This window comes from Pseudomonas sp. NPDC089752 (assembly GCF_044748725.1).
In the GTDB taxonomy this organism is placed as follows: Bacteria; Pseudomonadota; Gammaproteobacteria; order Pseudomonadales; family Pseudomonadaceae; genus Aquipseudomonas.
Genome location: NZ_JBIVGP010000003.1, coordinates 175,303 through 193,658, shown reverse-complemented (window position 1 = coordinate 193,658; position 18,356 = coordinate 175,303). Strand labels below are relative to the sequence as shown.

Annotated in this window: 12 protein-coding genes; 2 read left to right on the top strand and 10 right to left on the bottom strand. The window is 63.8% G+C overall.

Annotated elements, in window-relative coordinates:
- The first annotated feature begins 52 nt into the window (after positions 1-52).
- A complete protein-coding gene (locus tag ACIPZF_RS06180) occupies positions 53-5,566 on the top strand; it encodes a dermonecrotic toxin domain-containing protein (protein WP_400796519.1) in 5,514 nt (1,837 codons plus the stop codon).
- Positions 5,567-5,602: 36 nt separating this feature from the next.
- Here ACIPZF_RS06180 and hutG read toward each other — a convergent pair whose 3' ends face one another.
- From hutG to hutC, 10 genes are all read right to left on the bottom strand, one after another.
- Positions 5,603-6,406 (bottom strand): N-formylglutamate deformylase, encoded by an 804-nt coding sequence (hutG, locus tag ACIPZF_RS06175; RefSeq protein ID WP_400796517.1) that lies wholly within the window; start codon positions 6,404-6,406, stop codon positions 5,603-5,605.
- 10 nt (positions 6,407-6,416) lie between these two features.
- The gene (hutI, locus tag ACIPZF_RS06170; RefSeq protein WP_400796515.1) at positions 6,417-7,622 is read right to left on the bottom strand and encodes an imidazolonepropionase; all 1,206 of its coding nucleotides are present in this window, start codon (positions 7,620-7,622) and stop codon (positions 6,417-6,419) included.
- 22 nt (positions 7,623-7,644) lie between these two features.
- Complete coding sequence (hutH, locus tag ACIPZF_RS06165; protein ID WP_400796513.1) at positions 7,645-9,192, bottom strand: histidine ammonia-lyase; 1,548 nt, start codon at positions 9,190-9,192, stop codon at positions 7,645-7,647.
- Between the two features lie 21 nt (positions 9,193-9,213).
- Positions 9,214-10,731 carry a histidine ammonia-lyase gene (gene hutH / locus ACIPZF_RS06160; RefSeq protein ID WP_400796510.1) on the bottom strand — a complete coding sequence of 506 codons (1,518 nt, stop codon included), beginning with the start codon at positions 10,729-10,731 and terminating at the stop codon, positions 9,214-9,216.
- An 8-nt stretch (positions 10,732-10,739) separates the two neighbouring features.
- Positions 10,740-11,570, bottom strand: coding sequence for a glycine betaine/L-proline ABC transporter ATP-binding protein (locus ACIPZF_RS06155; RefSeq protein ID WP_400796507.1), 831 nt, complete (start codon positions 11,568-11,570; stop codon positions 10,740-10,742).
- Entirely contained in the window at positions 11,567-12,418 is an 852-nt protein-coding gene (locus ACIPZF_RS06150; RefSeq protein ID WP_400796504.1) for an ABC transporter permease, read from the bottom strand. Before ACIPZF_RS06150 ends, ACIPZF_RS06155 begins: the two co-directional genes overlap by 4 nt.
- Positions 12,419-12,444: 26 nt before the next feature.
- Positions 12,445-13,413, bottom strand: a complete 969-nt coding sequence (locus ACIPZF_RS06145; protein ID WP_400796501.1) for an ABC transporter substrate-binding protein — start codon at positions 13,411-13,413, stop codon at positions 12,445-12,447.
- Positions 13,414-13,538: 125 nt separating this feature from the next.
- Entirely contained in the window at positions 13,539-15,218 is a 1,680-nt protein-coding gene (gene hutU, locus ACIPZF_RS06140; RefSeq protein ID WP_400796499.1) for a urocanate hydratase, read from the bottom strand.
- Between the two features lie 318 nt (positions 15,219-15,536).
- Positions 15,537-16,109, bottom strand: coding sequence for a HutD family protein (locus tag ACIPZF_RS06135; RefSeq protein ID WP_400796498.1), 573 nt, complete (start codon positions 16,107-16,109; stop codon positions 15,537-15,539).
- The gene (hutC, locus tag ACIPZF_RS06130) at positions 16,106-16,816 is read right to left on the bottom strand and encodes a histidine utilization repressor (RefSeq protein ID WP_400797118.1); all 711 of its coding nucleotides are present in this window, start codon (positions 16,814-16,816) and stop codon (positions 16,106-16,108) included. The genes ACIPZF_RS06135 and hutC overlap by 4 nt, the downstream gene beginning before the upstream one ends.
- A 144-nt stretch (positions 16,817-16,960) precedes the next feature.
- On the opposite strand from hutC, the gene ACIPZF_RS06125 reads away from it, so the two are divergent.
- Positions 16,961-18,328, top strand: coding sequence for a formimidoylglutamate deiminase (locus ACIPZF_RS06125; protein WP_400796495.1), 1,368 nt, complete (start codon positions 16,961-16,963; stop codon positions 18,326-18,328).
- Positions 18,329-18,356 lie beyond the last annotated feature (28 nt).

The window sequence follows — 18,356 nt, the reverse complement described above, 5'->3', positions numbered from 1 at the left end:
CCGACGCAGGTCCGCCACATTCCATTGCTCGACCTGACGCAATGGAATGACCATGCCAACCGATAGCACCGCAACCACCCCCGGCCTTCATTATTCGCTCATCGAGCGCGCCCTGCCGTCCTGGATGAAACAGGCTCCACCCGCAACGCACCGCGCGATGCGCAACTGGAAGCAGGCGCCGAGCTGGCTGGATGCCGCCCTCCAGCGCCAGCCAGAAATCGCCAGGGCCTGGCAGCAGGAACACGCCCTGCATCGCCAGCACCAGGCGCAGATCGATGCGCTGTTCGAGTCCCTTCCCGACCTGCACAGCTTTGCCAGACAGGCGCTGACGGAAGCCATCAGCAACAGGTTTGGCGTCACCCTCGACGTCGAGCACACCTTTCTGGTCGACGCCCGCCTGATCGACAGCGTCAACGCCCGCGATGGTCGCCAGGCCGTCGAACGGGCGACGCGTTCGTTGCTGCACTGCGCCCTGCATAACTTCGACCAGGCCAGCACTCTCGAACAGGGAATGGACGCCGCCGACGCCTTGCTGAAAAAGTCGGTGATCCTCGACCACCGGCGCTTCATGGGCACAGTGCCCATCACCAATGCCTTGAGTATCCCGGCAGAAGCCTTCGCCGACCTGTGCCGTACGCTGGACATCGGCCGCACCTACCATGACCAGGTGCATGCCATCTACTACCCCGCCGCCAGCGAACATCAGAGCGCCGATGAAGTAGCGCTGGGCGTGTACCAGACCTTGGGCCAGGCCGAGGTGTCGGCATTCAGGCAGTCCCTGCACTTCGCCAGGCTCAAGGGCGACATCAGCGATGCACTGTACAGCGCTGCCCTGGCCACGCCCCTGGACCGCAACCCGGCGGCAAGCGAGGCTCAGGCCGTTACCTTCAGCCTGCTCAAGCTCTGGGAAGTCGAACTGACTGGGGTCGCGCTGATCACCTTGCAGTCGCAGGGGAGAACCGCCTTTGCCCTGTACATCCCTGCAGACGACGAAGCGCCGCTCAAGGAGTTTGCCTCGCTGCCAGCCATGCACACCGAGCTACGCGACCGATTGCAGGCAAACATCTCTTATCTGGACCAGCACATTCCCGACCGCGACAAGGCTTCGCTCAGTGCCCGCCTGCAGCAGCGCCTGGCCCCGCTCGGCTGGAGCACCCGCGGCATGCATGAGCCGGTGGCTGATCCACACGCCACGCTGCACCCGGTGCTGCAGCCTTTTCGTTACGCGTTCCAGGGCGTCATGGCCTTCCAGAAAGCCGAGCGCCATGAAATGGACGTGCTGTTTCACGCCATCCCGACCGAGATCGTCGACCGCCGTGCAGCCCAGGCGCATCGGCAATTGATCGCCGGTCGAGCATTGACCGCCTTGAACATCGCCGGCTTCTTCGTGCCCGGCCTGGGTGAGGCGATGCTGGCTGTATGCGTCGCTCAGTTGGCCTACGAGGTTTATGAAGGCGTCGAAGCGTGGCACAACGACGAACGCGATATCGCCTACGGCTACATGATCGACGTCATCGAAAACGTGGCCATCATGGCAGCACTGGCCGCCGCAGCCAAAGCACTGAAACGGCCAGGCGGTGGTGAAGCAGGTGCCGGGCAGGAGGTCGCAGAAGTGCAGCGAATCCCCGTGGAAACGCCCTCGTTCATAGAAGAATTGCACGATGTCGAGATGCCCGATGGCCGGGTTCAACTGTGGAAGCCGGACCTTTCGCCCTACCGCCGCCGCGACGCGCTCCCCAACGACCTGGAGCCCGATGAGCTGGGCCTGCGGCAACATCAAGGCCAGCAATGGTTGACACTGGAGGGTCACCGGTACATCGTGCAGGCCTCGCCAGCCAGTGACGAGTATCGCCTGGTGCATCCGACCAGGCCGCAGGCCTACCGGCCGACCTTGCGCCACAACGGCGCGGGTGCCTGGTTGCTTCCTCTGGAGCAACCTGTGCAGTGGCCATTGCCGACCCTGCTGCAGCGCATGGGCCAGGCGCACCAGGGCTTCAGCGAGCAGACGGCCCTGGCCATGCTGCGCATCAGCGACATCAGCGAAGAGGCACTGCGCCGCACGTTGGCCGAAAGTCAGCGCTTGCCCGCCCTGCTCGAAGACACCTTGGCGCGCTTCAAGCTGGACGCGGTCGTCCGCCAGCGCAGCCAGGGCGGGAAGCTGGCGACCGAGTTCGAACGTGCCTACCGTCGCTTGCCCGCCAGTCAGCTCGCGGGCGGTGAATTGATGCAGCGGATCTATCCGCGCCTGCCCACCGTGGTTACCGACGAGTTGCTGCGCAGCGCCACCACCGGCGAACTGCAAACCCTGCAGTCGGGCACGGTGCCCTTGCGCCTGGCGGAGGAAGTACGCATTTATCAGCAACAGATTCGCCTTGCCCGCGCCTACGAAGGGCTTTACCTGGAAGGCGCGCAAAGCTGGGACAACGACCGCCTGATCATTCAGTCTCTCGAGCAGCTCCAAGACTGGCCAGCGGACACCTCGCTGGAACTGCGAGAGCACCGTAACTGGCCAAGCCAACGCACCCAGGTGGGGGCCGCCGCGGCCCAACAGCAACGCGTCATCACCCGCGCCGAGGCAGGCTACATCGTCCACGCCCCTGGCCCCGCAGACGCAGCCGTCACGGCCCACTCCACGCTTTACTCGGCGCTGCACAGCGCGCTGCCTGAAACCATGGCACAACTGGGCATTGCCGACGCGCGCCAACTGCGCAGCAGGCTTCAACAAAGCCCTCTGCTGCCCCGCCCTCGATTGCGCAAGGCGTTGGGCATGCAAGCCGTCCGGCCCGCCTATCGCTCCCCCATGCGGCTTGCCGATGGCCGCCTCGGTTATCCGTTGAGTGGTGGGTTGCCCACGGCCCCAGGCAGTTCACGCCAGGCCCTGCTCGACGCAGTGGCGGCGACCGGCCTGAGCGAGCATACCCATCGCTCGGCAGAGCAGATCCTGAGTTTGCTGGCACGCCGGGGTCGCTCTCAGACGCAGGTCCTGGAAAGGCTGCAGGCGTTGCTGGAGGAGCGTCTCGAGTTGCACAGCAGGCTGGACGACTGGAGTGCGGACGTATCACCTGCAGGGGGCCAAACCGCCCATGAGCATGAGCGTTTGCGCAGCGCAATCATGCGACACTGGTACGACACCGCGCTGGATGAAGACAACCAGCATCCTGCGGTACTCAGCCTGGAACGCGTGTCCCTGGCCAACATCCCGCTGAACCTCCCCGAGTCGCTGTCCCACCGCGTGCACCGGCTGCGTCTGCAAGACCTGACACCGGAAACCCTTGCCAGCTGGGCACAGCACGATCGCCTGCTGCAACGCCTGTTGCGTCAGTTCCCGCAACTCGAAGAGCTGGAAATCAGCCGCCCCTATAACCCACGGTCCACCCCGTCGGCGTTTCTGTTCAGCATGCCCACGATCACTGAGCAACTGCCAGGCCTGCGCATGTTGAGCATGACCAACCAGAACATCGCGCTGACCGCGACCGATATCGACTTGCTTGCCGGCCTGCCCGAACTCAGGCGCCTCGACCTGCGGGGCAACCGCTTTGCTCCAAACAACAGCCCCAGTCTGCACGAACTGTCGTTGGACTATCTGGGCCTGGACAACATGCAGCTGAGCCAATGGCCCATCGGCCTGGGCAGCGACGCTCTGGGGCGGATCGCACATGTCTCGCTGCGCAACAACAACCTGCGGTCCCTACCCGCATTCCTGCTCAATGAAACAGAGGCCGCGCTGAGCCACGCGGTGATCTCACTGGAAGGCAACGACATCAGCGAGAACCATCTGCAGCGCTTGTTACTGAACGAAAACCGGCTGGTCTCGCACATCAACGTGGACCGTTCGGATGCGCTGAACGAACGGCTCGAGCGCATGGGCCGAGAACGCCAGCAATTGCGCGATGCCATAGAGAGTTGGGTGCACGATTCCAGTGCGAGCGATCCCCTGACCCAGGCCGTGATGGAAGGCCGGGAGCGCATTGCCTCGGCAATCAATCATTTCTGGGACAACCAGGAGCGAGGGCTGCAATACCTGCGACTGCATCTTGAAGAGGCGGCACTTGAACATGTCCCGAGCCACCTGCCTGAGTTTTTCACCGAGCGCGTGAACGCACTGACGATGACCAGAATGAGCGGTGCCACTGCCCAGCTCGATGCCATGCTCAGCCGCTTTCCCAACATCACCCGCTTGACCATCGATGCCCACGTCGACGCCATGCCCACGCTGCCATCGGCGCTGTCACGTCTGCCACGCCTGGCGCACCTGGAGTTCCGCAACATGGGGCTGGAAGTCGACCAGTCCATGATAGACACCTTCGCTCAGCTGACCCAGCTCACGACGCTGGACATTTCCGGCAATCGGATGGGAAGCATCACCCAGGTACCGAGCAGTTTCGCCGCGCGGCTGAGCTCGTTGTCGCTAAGCAACATGGGCCTGCAAAACTGGCCGAGCTGGTGCGAGCAGCTGCTGCCGCTGGAGCTGCTGGACTTGAGTACCAACAACATTTCGCAGCTCCCCGACTACATCCTGCAGAACCTGGAAAATCCGATGCCGATCTCGTCGATCGCGTTATTCGAGAACCCACTGGCGATCGACACCATTCTTCGTCTTCGCGCCTACTCGGAAAGCCAGAACAGCTTCACCTTCGCCATCGATACCAGCATGCTGAACACCGAAAGCTCGGACGAAGGTTCAATCTCTGACCATCCACACTTCCCACTGGCCGGTGACGACACACCGAGGGTCGAGTTATGGGCGCTGGGCACCCCTGCGCAGAACGAAGCCCTGAACGACTGCTGGAACACGCTGGAGCAGTCGGAGGATGGCGGCAACCTGCTACGCCTGGCTGGCCGTTTGCGTAATGCCGCGCCGTATGTCGACTCGACATCGCAAGGCGCATTTTGCGAACGCGTGCGCCTGATGCTGGTCACTGCGGCGACCGACCAGAAACTGCGGCCAACCATGAACGCAATCGCCGCAGAAGGGCTGTTCGACCCGGACACTGGCTTCCAGACCTGCCACGATGGCGCGCTTCAGGCGTTCAATAACATCGAGCTACTGGTGATGAACAACCGAGTGCTGACCGATGCCGGCGATTCCTTGCAGACGCTGTTCATGCGCCTGCGCCAGCTGTACCGGATGGGGCAGTTGGAGCTGCTGGCGAGCCAGCGCACGGCCCGGGGCGATCATGTCTCGGTACGCCTTGCCTATCGCCGCGAACTTGCCGCCGAACTGGACTTGCCGATTGCCGACGTGATGCGTTTTCGCAGCGCCGCCCAGCTAGCCCATGGCGAAGTGGCCAATGTGCTGGAGCAGGTACGCCGCCGTGAAAACAGTGATGGGTTGCTGCAATACCTGATAGCGAACGCTTACTGGACCGACCGCCTGCGTGCCGAACACGCCGAACGCTTTTCCAGCATCGTCGAGCGTTTCGGCGAGCGCGTCCAGGAACTGAGTGCGTTGGATTTACCCTTGAATGACGAGTTGGCGCTGCAGCAGGGCCTCTACAACGACAAGGAGCAGGAGCAGACGGAGCTGCTCGAGGAACTGACCCGCCAGTACATCACACGCAATTGACCGCCTGCAGTGCCCCCGCCGAGGGGGCACTGCCAGTTAACGACCGTAACGTTCCTTGCCCCAGCTCAACAAGGCCTTCAGCAGATTGCGCAAGACGACTTGCGTGGGTGTAGCCAGGTCCTCTCGGTAAGCGAAAGGCTCCACCTCTTCCATGTAAGTGCTTTGCGCCAGCTCCAACTGCACCGCGTGAACGTGATTGGCAGGGTCGCCATAGTGGCGTGTGATGTGCCCACCCTTGAAGCGGCCGTTGAGCACATGACTGTATCCTTGGGCCTCAGCACACACGTTCTTTAGCTGCTCGGCCAGACCCGGATCGCAACTGGCACCATTGAAGGTGCCAAGGTTGAAGTCCGGCAGTTTGCCTTCGAACAGGTGTGGGATCAGCGAACGGATCGAGTGGGCATCCCACAACAGTGCGTAGCCATGAACTTCGCGCAACCGCGCCAGCTCTTGCTGGATTGTCTTGTGGTAGGGGCGCCAGATCTGTTGCAGATAAGTGCTGCGCTCTTCAGCGCCCGGCTCCAAGCCTGGCTTGAACAGCGGTTCCCCTTCGAACAGCGTGCCGGGGTACAAGCCGGTAGTCGCGCCGGCGTACAGCGGCTTGTCGTCATCCGGCCGGTTCAGGTCGATGACGAAGCGCGAATATTCCGCTGCCACCACGCTCGCCCCCAGCTCACGGGAAAAGTCGTACAACCGCGGGATATGCCAGTCGGTGTCGGGCAAGCTGCGCGCTGCCTCGACCAACCCCTGGTCTACGGCTGGGGTCAGCTTCACGCCCGCATGGGGCATGCTGATCAGCAGGGGCAAACGGCCCTGGTGGAAACTCAGTACCTTGTCCATCTCGCCTCGCTCAGTTGGAAATCTCATGGCCCTTGCGCACCACGCGCTTGGGCAAGTCGCCGCCGAGCCAGTAGGCCAGGTCGGCGGGGCGTTCGATCTGCCAGGCGATGAAGTCCGCCACCTTGCCCGCTTCCAGCGAGCCGCGACTATCGCCCAGGCCCAATGCCGTGGCGGCATGCGTGGTGACGCCGGCCAAGGCTTCTTCCGGCGTCATGCGGAACAACGTGCAGCCCATGTTCAGCATCAGACGCAGCGACAGCCCAGGCGAGGTGCCGGGGTTGAGGTCGCTGGCCAGGGCGATCTTCACGCCGTGGCGGCGCAGGGCGTCCATTGGCGGCAGCTGGGTTTCGCGCAGGAAGTAGAAGGCGCCCGGCAGCAGCACGGCAACGGTGCCCGCCTCGGCCATGGCGATGGCATCTTCCTCGGTCATGAACTCCAGGTGATCGGCCGACAGCGCCTGGTAGCGCGCCGCCAGGCTGGAGCCGTGCAGCGACGAAAGCTGCTCGGCGTGCAGCTTGACCGGCAGGCCCAGCTCGCGGGCCTTGATGAACACCCGCTCGACCTGTGCCGGGGAGAACGCCAGGTGTTCGCAGAATGCATCCACTGCGTCCACCAAGCCTTCCTCGGCCAGCGCCGGGAGCATCTCGTCGCAGATATGCGTGATATAGTCGTCCGCCCTGCCCGCGAACTCAGGCGGCAAGGCGTGGGCAGCCAGGCAAGTGGCACGTACCGCCAGCGGCAATTCCTCCGCCAGGCGCCGGGCCACGCGGAGCATTTTTCGCTCGTTGGCCAGGTCCAGGCCATAGCCGGACTTCACCTCGATCGTGGTCACGCCATCGCGCATCAGCGCTTGCACCCGTTGGCGAGCGCTGGCGAACAGTTCATCTTCGCTGGCGGCGCGGGTGGCGCGCACCGTGCTGGCGATACCACCACCCTGTGCGGCGATCTCGGCATAGCTGACGCCCTGCAGGCGTTGCTCGAACTCCCCGCTGCGGTTGCCGCCGAACACCGCATGGGTGTGGCAGTCGATCAGCCCCGGGGTGACCCAGGCGCCGCCCAGGTCCACGGTGCGGGTAATGTCCAGCGCCGGCACATCGGCACGCGGCCCGATCCATTCGATCAAGCCGGCATTGCTGACGATCGCCGCATTCTCGATGATCGAATAGCTGCCCTGGGCCATGGTTGCGGCGTGGCAGTGCTGCCAGAGGGTTCTCATACACAGTCTCCGTTACGCGGCATCACAGGCTTGGCAACACGCCAGCCGGCAACAAGCGGGTCAGCATGCCTCGCGCCAACAACGTGCTGGCCTTTTCGATATCTGGCGAGAAAAAGCGGTCGTGATCGTAATGAGCCACCTCGTCGCGCAATATCCGGTGGGCCAGCTCCAGTTTCTCCGAGGTCTTCAGCCGTTGGCGATCCGGTGTCTCGCGCAGGTCCAGCCCCTGGCACGCGCCCAGCCATTCGATGGCCAACACGCCGCGGGTGTTCTCGGCCATCTCCCACAACCGCTTGCCCGCGGCCGGAGCCATGGACACATGGTCTTCCTGGTTGGCCGAGGTCGGCAGGCTGTCGACGCTGTGCGGGTGCGACAGGGCCTTGTTCTCGCTGGCCAGCGCCGCGGCCGTGACCTGGGCGATCATGAAGCCGGAGTTGACGCCACCGTTGTTCACCAGGAATGGCGGCAGTTGCGACATGTGCTTGTCCATCATCAGCGAGATGCGGCGCTCGCTGAGCGCGCCGATTTCGGCAATGGCCAGGGCGAGGTTGTCGGCCGCCATGGCCACCGGCTCGGCGTGGAAGTTGCCACCCGACACCACATCGCCTTCGGCGGCGAACACCAGCGGGTTGTCCGACACCGCATTGGCCTCGACTGCCAGCACTTCGGCGGCCTGGCGCAGCTGGGTCAGGCACGCGCCCATGACCTGTGGCTGACAACGCAGCGAGTACGGGTCCTGGACCTTGCCGCAGTTCTGGTGAGACTGCGAGATTTCGCTGGCGTCGCCCAGCAGGTCACGGAAGCACGCGGCAGTGTCGATCTGGCCGCGCTGCCCACGTGCATCGTGGATGCGTCGGTCGAACGGCGAACGCGAGCCCAGCACTGCTTCGACGGTCAGCCCGCCGCAGGCGATGGCTGAGGCGTACAAGTCCTCTGCCTCGAACAGGCCGCGCAGGGCGTAGGCAGTAGACGCCTGGGTACCGTTGAGCAGTGCCAGACCTTCCTTGGCAGCCAGGGTCAACGGCTCCAGGCCAGCCACTGCCAGGGCTTGGCTGGCGGACAGCCATTCGCCTTTGTACCGCGCCTTGCCTTCACCCAGCAGCACCAACGACATGTGCGCCAGCGGCGCCAGGTCGCCGGACGCGCCTACCGAACCCTTGAGCGGGATATGCGGGTAGACCTCGGCATTGACCAGTTTGATCAAGGCATCGATGACCTTGCGCCGGATGCCGGAAAAGCCACGGCTGAGGCTGTTGATCTTGAGCACCATGATCAAGCGCACCATGGCGTCATCCAGTGGTGCGCCGATGCCAGCCGCATGCGAAAGCACCAGCGAGCGCTGCAGGTTTTCCAGGTCGTGGCGGGCGATGCGCGTCGAGGCCAGCAGGCCAAAACCGGTGTTGATGCCGTAGGCGGTGCGGTCGTCAGCGATAATCTTCTCGACCACGGCCACGCTGTCATTGATAGCTGCATCCGCACTGGCATCCAGCATCAGCGACACTGGCGCCTGGTGGATGCGGCGCAGCTGAGCCAAGGTCAACTGGCCCGGGATGAGGTTCAGGGCTTCCATGTGCATTCTCCTTTCAATTCTTCAGTGCAAGGCCGGCAGCACGCGCTGCGGCGAAGTTTTCAGCAACGTGGCGGCGCGGGCGATGTCCGGCGCCAGCCAGCGGTCTTCCAGGTAAGCCGGAACCTGCTCACGGAGCAGGCGCCAGGCGGCATCGGTACCTGCGCCAAAGCGCTGGTCCTTGAGGAATTCGAAGGCCTGGGCGGCCAGCAGGTACTCGATGGCCAGGATCTGGGTGCAGTTTTCCAGCACCTGGTGCAGCTTGAGCGCGGCGCTGGTGCCGAGGCTCAGGTGATCTTCCTGCAGGCCCGACGTCACGAAGTTGTCAAGCACCGCCGGCTGCGCCAGTTGGCGGTTCTGCGCACACAGCGAGGCGGCGACGTACTGGACGATCATCATTCCCGAGTTGACCCCGGGATTGCTGACCAGGAACGCCGGCAGACCACTGACGTGCGGGTTGATCAGGCGGTCCAGGCGGCGCTCGGCGATCGAGCCGATCTCGGCCATGGCGATGGCCAGCAGGTCAGCGGCCATCGCTACCGACTGGCCATGCGGGTTGGCCTGGGAAACCACGCGAAAGTCTTCCGGGGTGCCCAACAGCAGTGGGTTGTCGTTGGCGCCGTTGAGCTCGGCCTCTGTCTGCTTCGCGGCATGGGCCAGTTGATCGCGGGCGGCGCCGTGCACCTGCGGGATGGAGCGGATGCTCAAGGCGTCCTGGGTACGGATGCCCTTGCTCGTGGCGATCACTTCGCTGTCCGCCAGCAAGGCGCGCAGGTTCTCACCAACTGCCTGCATGCCCGGATGCGGCTTGAGGGCGATGATCTCAGGGTCGAAGGCGGCGATCTGGCCACGTTGGGCCTCGAAGCTCATGGCGCCGATCACGTCGGCCCATTGCAGCAGGCGGCTGGCATCGTCCAGCGCCAGGCAGGCCAGGCCGGTCATGCACGGCGTGCCATTGACCAGGCACAGGCCGTCCTTCGCGCCCAGCTGCACCGGCGCCAGGCCTTCGGCAGCAAGCGCATCGGCGGCGTCGACGATCTGCCCTCGATAGCTGACCTGGCCGATGCCCAGCAAGCTCACGCCGACATGGGCCATATGGGTCAGGTAGCCGACCGAGCCCTGCGACGGCACCTGCGGGGTGATGCCGTGGTTGAGCAGCGCCAGCAGCGCTTCGACAACGCCGCGCTGCAGGCCCGACTTGCCGTGGCTGTAGTTGGCGATGGCGGCGCAGATGATCGCCCGGGTCTGCTCGTCGGGCAGCGCCGGGCCAACGCCGCAGGCGTGGCTGAGCAAGGTGTTGCGTGACAACTGGCTGAGCTGCTCGCCCTGCAGCGACACATTGCACAGCGCGCCGAGGCCAGTGTTCACACCATAGGCACGCTCACCACTTTCGACGATATGACGGACGATCGCCTGGGCATTGTCGATGCGCGCCCAGACCTGCGGCGCCAACTCGAGGCGCGCGCCCCGGCGGGCCACAGCGGCGATGTCCTGCCAGCGCAGCGCGCTGCCTGCGAAGATGACGCTTTCAACCTGCGACATGCTGCTCCTCATACCGCGACTGCGCGGCGTTGAACGAAACGGTCGACATACTCGTCGGCCGGGTTGTGGAGGATCTGGTGCGGCGTGCCCACCTGGATCAGCCGGCCATCCTTGAGAATGGCGATGCGGTTGCCGATGCGCACGGCTTCGTCCAGGTCGTGGGTGATGAACACGATGGTCTTGTGCAGGGTCTTCTGCAGCTCCAGCAGCTGGTCCTGCATTTCGGCGCGGATCAGCGGGTCGAGGGCGCTGAAGGCCTCGTCCATGAGAATGATGTCGGTGTCGGCCGCCAGTGCCCGAGCCAGGCCGACGCGCTGGCGCATGCCGCCGGACAGTTGGTGCGGGTATTTTTTCTCGTAGCCTTTCAGGCCAACGGTCTCGATCCACTGCTGTGCGCGCTCGGCGCACAGTTGCTTGCTCTCGCCGCGCACCTTCAGGCCGTAGGCGACGTTGTCCAGCACGTTGCGGTGCGGCAGCAGGCCGAAGCTCTGGAACACCATGCTGATCTTGCGCCGGCGAAAATCGCGCAGCGCCTCCATGTCGTACTGCAGGATGTCTTCGCCATCGACCAGGATCTGCCCGCTGGTGGGGTCGATCAGGCGGTTGAAATGGCGCACCAGGGTCGACTTGCCCGAGCCGGACAGGCCCATGATCACGAAGATCTCGCCGCTGCCGATGGATAACGACAAGTCGTTGACCCCAACCACGCAACCGGTCTGCGCCAGCACCTGCTCCTTGCTCTGCTGGTTGCGGATCAGGCGCAGGGCCTCGTCGGCGCGGTCGCCGAAGATCTTGAAGACATTCTTCACCTCAATCTTGCTGATCGGCTGCGTGCTCATTGGTTCACCTCATGGCGTGGCCGGCCATAGGCCTGGGTAATGCGGTCGATCACCACCGCGAGAATGACGATGGCCAGGCCCGCTTCGAGGCCGCGGCCGACGTTGAGGGTCTGGATGCCGATCAGCACGTCCTCGCCCAAGCCACGGGCACCGATCATCGAGGCGATCACCACCATCGACAGGGCCATCATGGTGGTCTGGTTGATGCCGGCCATGATGCTCGGCAGCGCCAACGGCAGCTGCACGCCGAACAGCTGCTGCCAGCGGTTGGCGCCGAAGGCGTTGATCGCCTCCATCACTTCGCCGTCGACCTGGCGAATCCCCAGGTCGGTCAGGCGGATCAGCGGCGGCGCGGCGTAGATCACCGTGGCGAAGATCGCCGGCACCTTGCCCAGGCCGAACAGCATCAGCACCGGGATCAGGTACACGAAGCTGGGCATGGTCTGCATGATGTCCAGCAGCGGCATCAGCACCGCACGCAGGCGATTGCTGCGTGCCGACAGGATGCCCAGCGGGATGCCTATCAGCACCGAGATCAGCGTCGCCACCAGCATCAGCGCCAGGGTCTGCATCAGTTTGTCCCACAGGCCGACGGCGCCGACCAGGAACAGCAAGCCGGTGATCACCAGGGTCGGCAGGATGCGCCGGGTGGCGTGCCAGGCGATCACCGCCACCACGCCGAGCATCAGCCACCACGGAGTAGCGCGCAGCAGGCCTTCGAGACTGACGATGGCCCACAGCAGGGTGTCGGAGATGTGCCGGAACACATCGCCATAGTTGGTCACCAGGGCGTCGACCCAGCCGTTGACCCAATCGGCGATGGAGAATGTCAGGTTGTCAGGAAACATAGGTTCCACTCATCGGCTGAGGACGCTCAGAGCGCCGCGTTGATCTTCATGGCCGCCTCATCGCTGACCCAGGCCTGCCAGACTTCAGGATGTTCCTTGAGGAACAGCTTCGCCAGCTTTGGCGACTCGATCCGATCCTTGGTCATGCGCGCCAGGTTCTGGTTGAGCAGGTCGATCGGCAGGTTGACCTTTTCCAGCACAGCGACCAGTTCTGGGGCTTGTTCGTGGAAGGTTTTCGACAGCCCGACCTTGATCGACACGGTCTTGTCCACACCGGCTTTTTCCTGCAGCTTGACCAGGTCGACCTGGCCCATCAGCGGGGTTGGGGTCCAGTAGTAGAAGAGGATCGGTTCGCCGCGCTTGTAGCTCGACAGCACTGCGGCATCCAGCGCCGGGCCGGTGCCGGGGCGGAAATTGGTGTAGCTGCTCTCCAGGCCGTAGTCCTTGAGCATCCTGCTGTTGTCCAGTTCGCAGGTCCAACCGGCCGGGCAGTTGTAGAAGCGGCCCTTCTCGGGCTCTTCCTGGTCCTTGAACACGCTGGAATATTTACCCAGGTCGGCCACGTTCTTGAGGTCCGGCGCCTTGGCTTCGAGCTTGCGCTTGGCATCGCCCTCGATCACGTAGCGCGGCACGTACCAGCCCTCCTCCGCGCCCACCACCGGGGCGCCGACGCCGACCACCTTGCCGGCGGCCTCGGCCTTCTTCCAGACCTCGCTGCGGCCGACCCACTCTTCGGCGAACACCTGGATGTCATTGCTGCCCAGGGCGTTTTCCATGGTGATGGAGTTGCCGGGCATGCTGTCGACTTCACAGCCGTAGCCGTTCTTCAGCACGAATTGCATCACGTCGGTCAGCAGCATGCCGCTTTCCCAGTTCAGCCCGGCGAACTTCACCGGCTTGCCAGACTCGCACCAGCCAGCGGCCTGGCTGCTGCCGGCAGCGCCGAGCAGGCCGAGGGCGAACAGCGAGGCGAGCAAGGTCTTGTTGGTTTTCATTGCGTGACGCTCCCAAACTTGAAAGTGGAAATCGGCAGTCCATTGGCATCGCGGATAAATCCGCTCCCACATGACTGTAGGAGCGGATTCATCCGCGATGGGCCGCAAAGCGGCCCCAAAGCCCTTCAGCCAGTAATCATCGGCAGGTTCAACCCCTGCTCTTTGGCGCAATCGATCGCAATCTGGTACCCCGCATCGGCATGACGCATCACCCCGGTCGCCGGGTCGTTGGTCAGCACACGGGCAATACGCTCGGCCGCCTCATCGGTGCCATCACACACAATCACCATGCCAGAGTGCTGCGAGAAGCCCATGCCGACGCCGCCGCCATGGTGCAGCGAGACCCAGGTGGCGCCACTGGCGGTGTTCAGCAGGGCGTTGAGCAGCGGCCAGTCGGACACCGCATCCGAGCCGTCCTGCATGGCTTCGGTCTCGCGGTTGGGGCTGGACACCGAGCCCGAATCGAGGTGGTCGCGGCCGATCACGATCGGCGCCGACAGCTCACCGCTGCGCACCATTTCGTTGAACGCCAGCCCCAATTTGGCGCGCAGGCCCAGGCCTACCCAGCAGATACGCGCCGGCAGGCCCTGGAAACTGATGCGCTCGCGGGCCATGTCCAGCCAGCGGTGCAGGTGGGCGTCGTCGGGGATCAGCTCCTTGACCTTGGCGTCGGTCTTGTAGATGTCCTCAGCCTCGCCGGACAGCGCCGCCCAGCGGAACGGGCCGATGCCACGGCAGAACAGCGGGCGGATATAGGCCGGAACGAAGCCTGGGAAATCGAAGGCATTGGCAACGCCCTCTTCCTTGGCCATCTGGCGGATGTTGTTGCCGTAGTCGAAGGTCGGCACGCCTTGCTTCTGGAAGTCGAGCATGGCTTGCACGTGCACGGCCATGGACTGTTTCGCGGCCTTGACCACGGCGGCAGGCTCGGTTTGTGCGCGGTCGCGGTACTGCTCCCAGGTCCAGCCCGCCGGCAGATAGCCATTGAGCGGGTCGTGGGCGCTGGTCTGGTCGGTGACCATGTCCGGGCGCACGCCACGCTTGACCAGCTCCGGCAGGATCTCGGCGGCGTTGCCGTGCAGGGCGATGGAGATGGCCTTGCCTTCGGCGGTGTACTTGGCGATGCGCGCCAGGGCGTCGTCGAGGTCGTTGGCTTGTTCGTCGACATAACGGGTGTCGAGGCGGAAATCGATGCGGCTCTGCTGGCATTCGATGTTCAGCGAGCAGGCGCCGGCCAGGGTCGCGGCCAGTGGCTGGGCACCGCCCATGCCGCCCAGGCCGGCGGTCAGTACCCACTTGCCCCTGAGGCCGCCGCCGTAGTGCTGGCGACCGGCTTCGACGAAGGTTTCATAGGTGCCCTGGACGATGCCCTGGCTGCCGATGTAGATCCAGCTGCCGGCGGTCATCTGGCCGTACATGGCCAGGCCCTTGGCATCCAGTTCGTTGAAGTGCTCCCAGTTGGCCCAGTGCGGTACCAGGTTGGAGTTGGCGATCAGCACGCGCGGGGCGTTGGCGTGGGTCTTGAACACGCCGACCGGCTTGCCCGACTGCACCAGCAGGGTTTCGTCGTCGTTCAGGTTGGTCAGGCTCTCGACAATCTTGTCGTAGCAGGCCCAGTTGCGCGCGGCGCGGCCGATGCCGCCATACACCACCAGCTCTTTCGGGTTCTCGGCTACCTGCGGGTCGAGGTTGTTCATCAGCATGCGCAGCGGGGCTTCGGTCAGCCAGCTTTTGGCCGTCAGCTTGTTACCACGCGGGGCGCGGATCTCGACGTCACGGAATTTGTTGAGTTTGTTGTCAGTCACGAAAAGTGCTCCTCGGGTGCGTACAGCGCGAATGGGGACGGCCTATCCACTTTCGCGCACTTGGCTTTACTTGTACATACAAGCATATGCAATTGAATTGCCAAGTCGTGGTCCAGCGCTTTTTCCAACCGTGCCGAGAGCGGAACAGCCCAGGTGATTCGTGGGCTGCACTGATGAACAAAAAAATTTGCCGTGGACTCGAGAACAGGGTGGCAACTAGACGGCATTGCGCCATCTTGGGGCGTTCGGTAACAGACGGAGGCGTTACCACGTAACTAGATGTTGCCTATACCGGCCCCATCGCCGGTAGCATCGTGACTAGATTTGGCTGAGCTCGATGACACAGCAGCGACCCAGCAGATCCACTTCAGCCAGTTGATCGTTGCCAGTAAGCTGCAAGCAGTCATACCGCTCCAGCGCCGGCTGCACCTGACCATCGATGCTCACCTGCAGCGCTGCCTGGGCACTGAACACCAGCACGGTACTGGCCGCACTGAACAGCCGGCTGTCGCCGTTGAACCACTGCAACCGCGCCCGGTAACGGGCAGGTGCGTAGATCAGGTTGAAGTCACGGATCGCCCCGCCCAGCAGCGCACAGCTCACCTGGCTTTCGCCCCTGAATGCATAGGCGTCGAATGGCAACAACGAGCGGCTGTGTTCACCGTCCACCGTCAGGCGCATGCCATCGCCCTGCAGCACGGTGATGACGCGCTGATAACCGGCGAAGCTGGAAAAACCGCCGGATGCTTCGATATCGGCAATTGACAGGCGCCAGCCGAAGCCATCCAGCCCATCGCCCGCATCGCGGGTGATCTCTTCGGTGAAACCGCCGCCGTTCTTCCACGGCATCCGCGGGTAGTCCTTGGCACGCAACCAATGCAGCTGCCTCATTTGCTGAAACGTCCTTCCAGGCGATGGCGGGAACCAGGGTGGATCAAGCGCGCCGCGGTCACAGGCTGGCGACCGGACCAGGTGCGACGGCGGATCAGCAGGCAAGGTTCGCCGGGTTCGATCTGCAGCAACCGGCACTCTTCAGGCTCGGCCAGAATGGCTTCCACCACGTGCTCGCCCTCGGTCAGCGGCGCCACCTGGGACAGGTAGGCGTAAGGCGTCTGCCGGGTGAAGTCCTGCTTGAGGTAGTCTGGGGCGATTTGTGCATTGACGTAACGGTCTTCGATCTGCACCGGCACACCGTTTTCGTAATGCACGATCAGCGAATGGAACACCCGCTGGCCTTCACGCATGTCCAGGGCAAGGGCACGCTCGGAGCCGGCCGCTTCTTCGACCAGGGTGATCACCTCGCAGCTGTGCTGGTGACCGCGCGCGGCGATCTCGTCGGCGATATTGTTGACTTCGAACAGTGCTGATCGGGTTTTGGGCTCGGCGACGAAGGTGCCGACACCCTGCATGCGTACCAGCAACCCTTCGGCGGTGAGCTCGCGCAACGCACGGTTGATGGTCATGCGGCTGAAGCCCAGTTGGCTGACCAGCTCGCTCTCCGATGGCACTCGGTGGTGCGGCGGCCAGCTGCCATTCTCGATCTGCTGGATGATCATCTGCTTGACTCGGGCGTACAGCGGCGCCGGGCCCTCGCCCATCTGGGGTACCAGCGCGGAGACAGGAGGTGTCGGCACGGCATTTGATCCTTGTGCTAATGGGGTGAACGGTAGCTTGCCGGAGTTTACCCGGCAGGCAAACGGCTGTATATGTATATACAAGTCGGAAAATAACAGGATAGCGCAATGCCCGCCTATTATGCTGAACATGCCCTCCTGCCCAACGGCTGGGCCCGTAATGTCCGTTTCGAGGTGGCCGCTGACGGCCATTTGATTTCAGTGCAGGCGGATGCCAGTGCCGACGGCGCCGAGCGCCTCAACGGGCCGGTGTTGCCGGGCATGCCCAACCTGCACTCGCATGCATTCCAGCGGGCGATGGCGGGCCTGGCGGAGGTGGCGGGCAACCCCAACGACAGCTTCTGGACCTGGCGTGAACTGATGTACCGAATGGTCGGCAAGATCACCCCGGAGCAACTGGAGATCATTGCCCGTCAGCTGTACATCGAGATGCTCAAGGCTGGCTACACCTCGGTCGCCGAATTCCACTATGTGCATCATGACCCAGCGGGCAAGGCCTACGCCGACCCGGCCGAGCTGTCGCGTCGCATCAGCGCCGCAGCCGCCTCCAGCGGCATCGGCCTGACCCTGTTGCCGGTGCTGTACAGCCACGCCGGCTTCGGCGGCCAGGCACCCAACGAAGGGCAACGGCGCTTCATCAATTCCACCGAGCAATACTTGCAACTGCAAGCGCAGTTGGCCCCGGTGCTAGCGGCTCAACCTGCGCAGCAGCTGGGCCTGTGCTTCCATTCGCTGCGCGCGGTTACGCCGGGGCAAATTGCCGAAGTTTTGGCTGCCAGCAACCAGCAGTGCCCGATCCATATTCATATCGCCGAGCAACAGAAGGAAGTCGACGACTGCCTGGCCTGGAGCGGAATGCGCCCGCTGCAATGGCTATATGAACATGTGGCAGTCGATGCGCGCTGGTGCCTGGTGCATGCCACCCACGCGCAGCCCGATGAAGTGACCGCCATGGCCCGCAGTGGCGCCGTGGCTGGGCTATGCCTGACTACCGAGGCCAATCTGGGGGACGGGATTTTCCCAGCGGTGGATTACCTGGCCCAGGGTGGACGCATGGGCATTGGCTCGGACAGCCATGTGTCACTGAGCGTGGTCGAAGAACTGCGCTGGCTGGAGTACGGCCAGCGCCTGCGTGACCAACGGCGTAATCGGTTGTATCGCGAAGACCAGCCGATGATCGGGCGCACCCTGTATGACGCGGCGCTGAGCGGCGGTGCGCAGGCGCTTGGGCAACCGGTTGGCGAATTGGCGGTGGGCAGACGTGCCGACTGGCTGGTGCTCGATGGTCAGGACCCGTACATCGCCATGGCCGATGGCGATGCCATTCTCAACCGCTGGCTGTTCGCCGGGGGGGATCGTCAGGTGCGAGATGTGATGGTCAATGGGCAATGGGTGGTGCGCGAAGGGCGGCACGGGCAGGAAGGGGAAAGCGCGCGGGCGTTCCTGGAAGTATTGCGGCAACTGTTGGGTCAATAATTGAGGAGCGCGATCCCTGTGGGAGCGG

Coding starts and splice junctions, on each gene's coding strand:
- ACIPZF_RS06180 (WP_400796519.1), top strand. CDS start 53: ATGCCAACCGATAGCACCGCAACCACCCCCGGCCTTCATTATTCGCTC.
- hutG (WP_400796517.1), bottom strand. CDS start 6,406: ATGGACAAGGTACTGAGTTTCCACCAGGGCCGTTTGCCCCTGCTGATC.
- hutI (WP_400796515.1), bottom strand. CDS start 7,622: ATGAGAACCCTCTGGCAGCACTGCCACGCCGCAACCATGGCCCAGGGC.
- hutH (WP_400796513.1), bottom strand. CDS start 9,192: ATGGAAGCCCTGAACCTCATCCCGGGCCAGTTGACCTTGGCTCAGCTG.
- hutH (WP_400796510.1), bottom strand. CDS start 10,731: ATGTCGCAGGTTGAAAGCGTCATCTTCGCAGGCAGCGCGCTGCGCTGG.
- ACIPZF_RS06155 (WP_400796507.1), bottom strand. CDS start 11,570: ATGAGCACGCAGCCGATCAGCAAGATTGAGGTGAAGAATGTCTTCAAG.
- ACIPZF_RS06150 (WP_400796504.1), bottom strand. CDS start 12,418: ATGTTTCCTGACAACCTGACATTCTCCATCGCCGATTGGGTCAACGGC.
- ACIPZF_RS06145 (WP_400796501.1), bottom strand. CDS start 13,413: ATGAAAACCAACAAGACCTTGCTCGCCTCGCTGTTCGCCCTCGGCCTG.
- ACIPZF_RS06135 (WP_400796498.1), bottom strand. CDS start 16,109: ATGAGGCAGCTGCATTGGTTGCGTGCCAAGGACTACCCGCGGATGCCG.
- hutC (WP_400797118.1), bottom strand. CDS start 16,816: ATGGGCGAGGGCCCGGCGCCGCTGTACGCCCGAGTCAAGCAGATGATC.
- ACIPZF_RS06125 (WP_400796495.1), top strand. CDS start 16,961: ATGCCCGCCTATTATGCTGAACATGCCCTCCTGCCCAACGGCTGGGCC.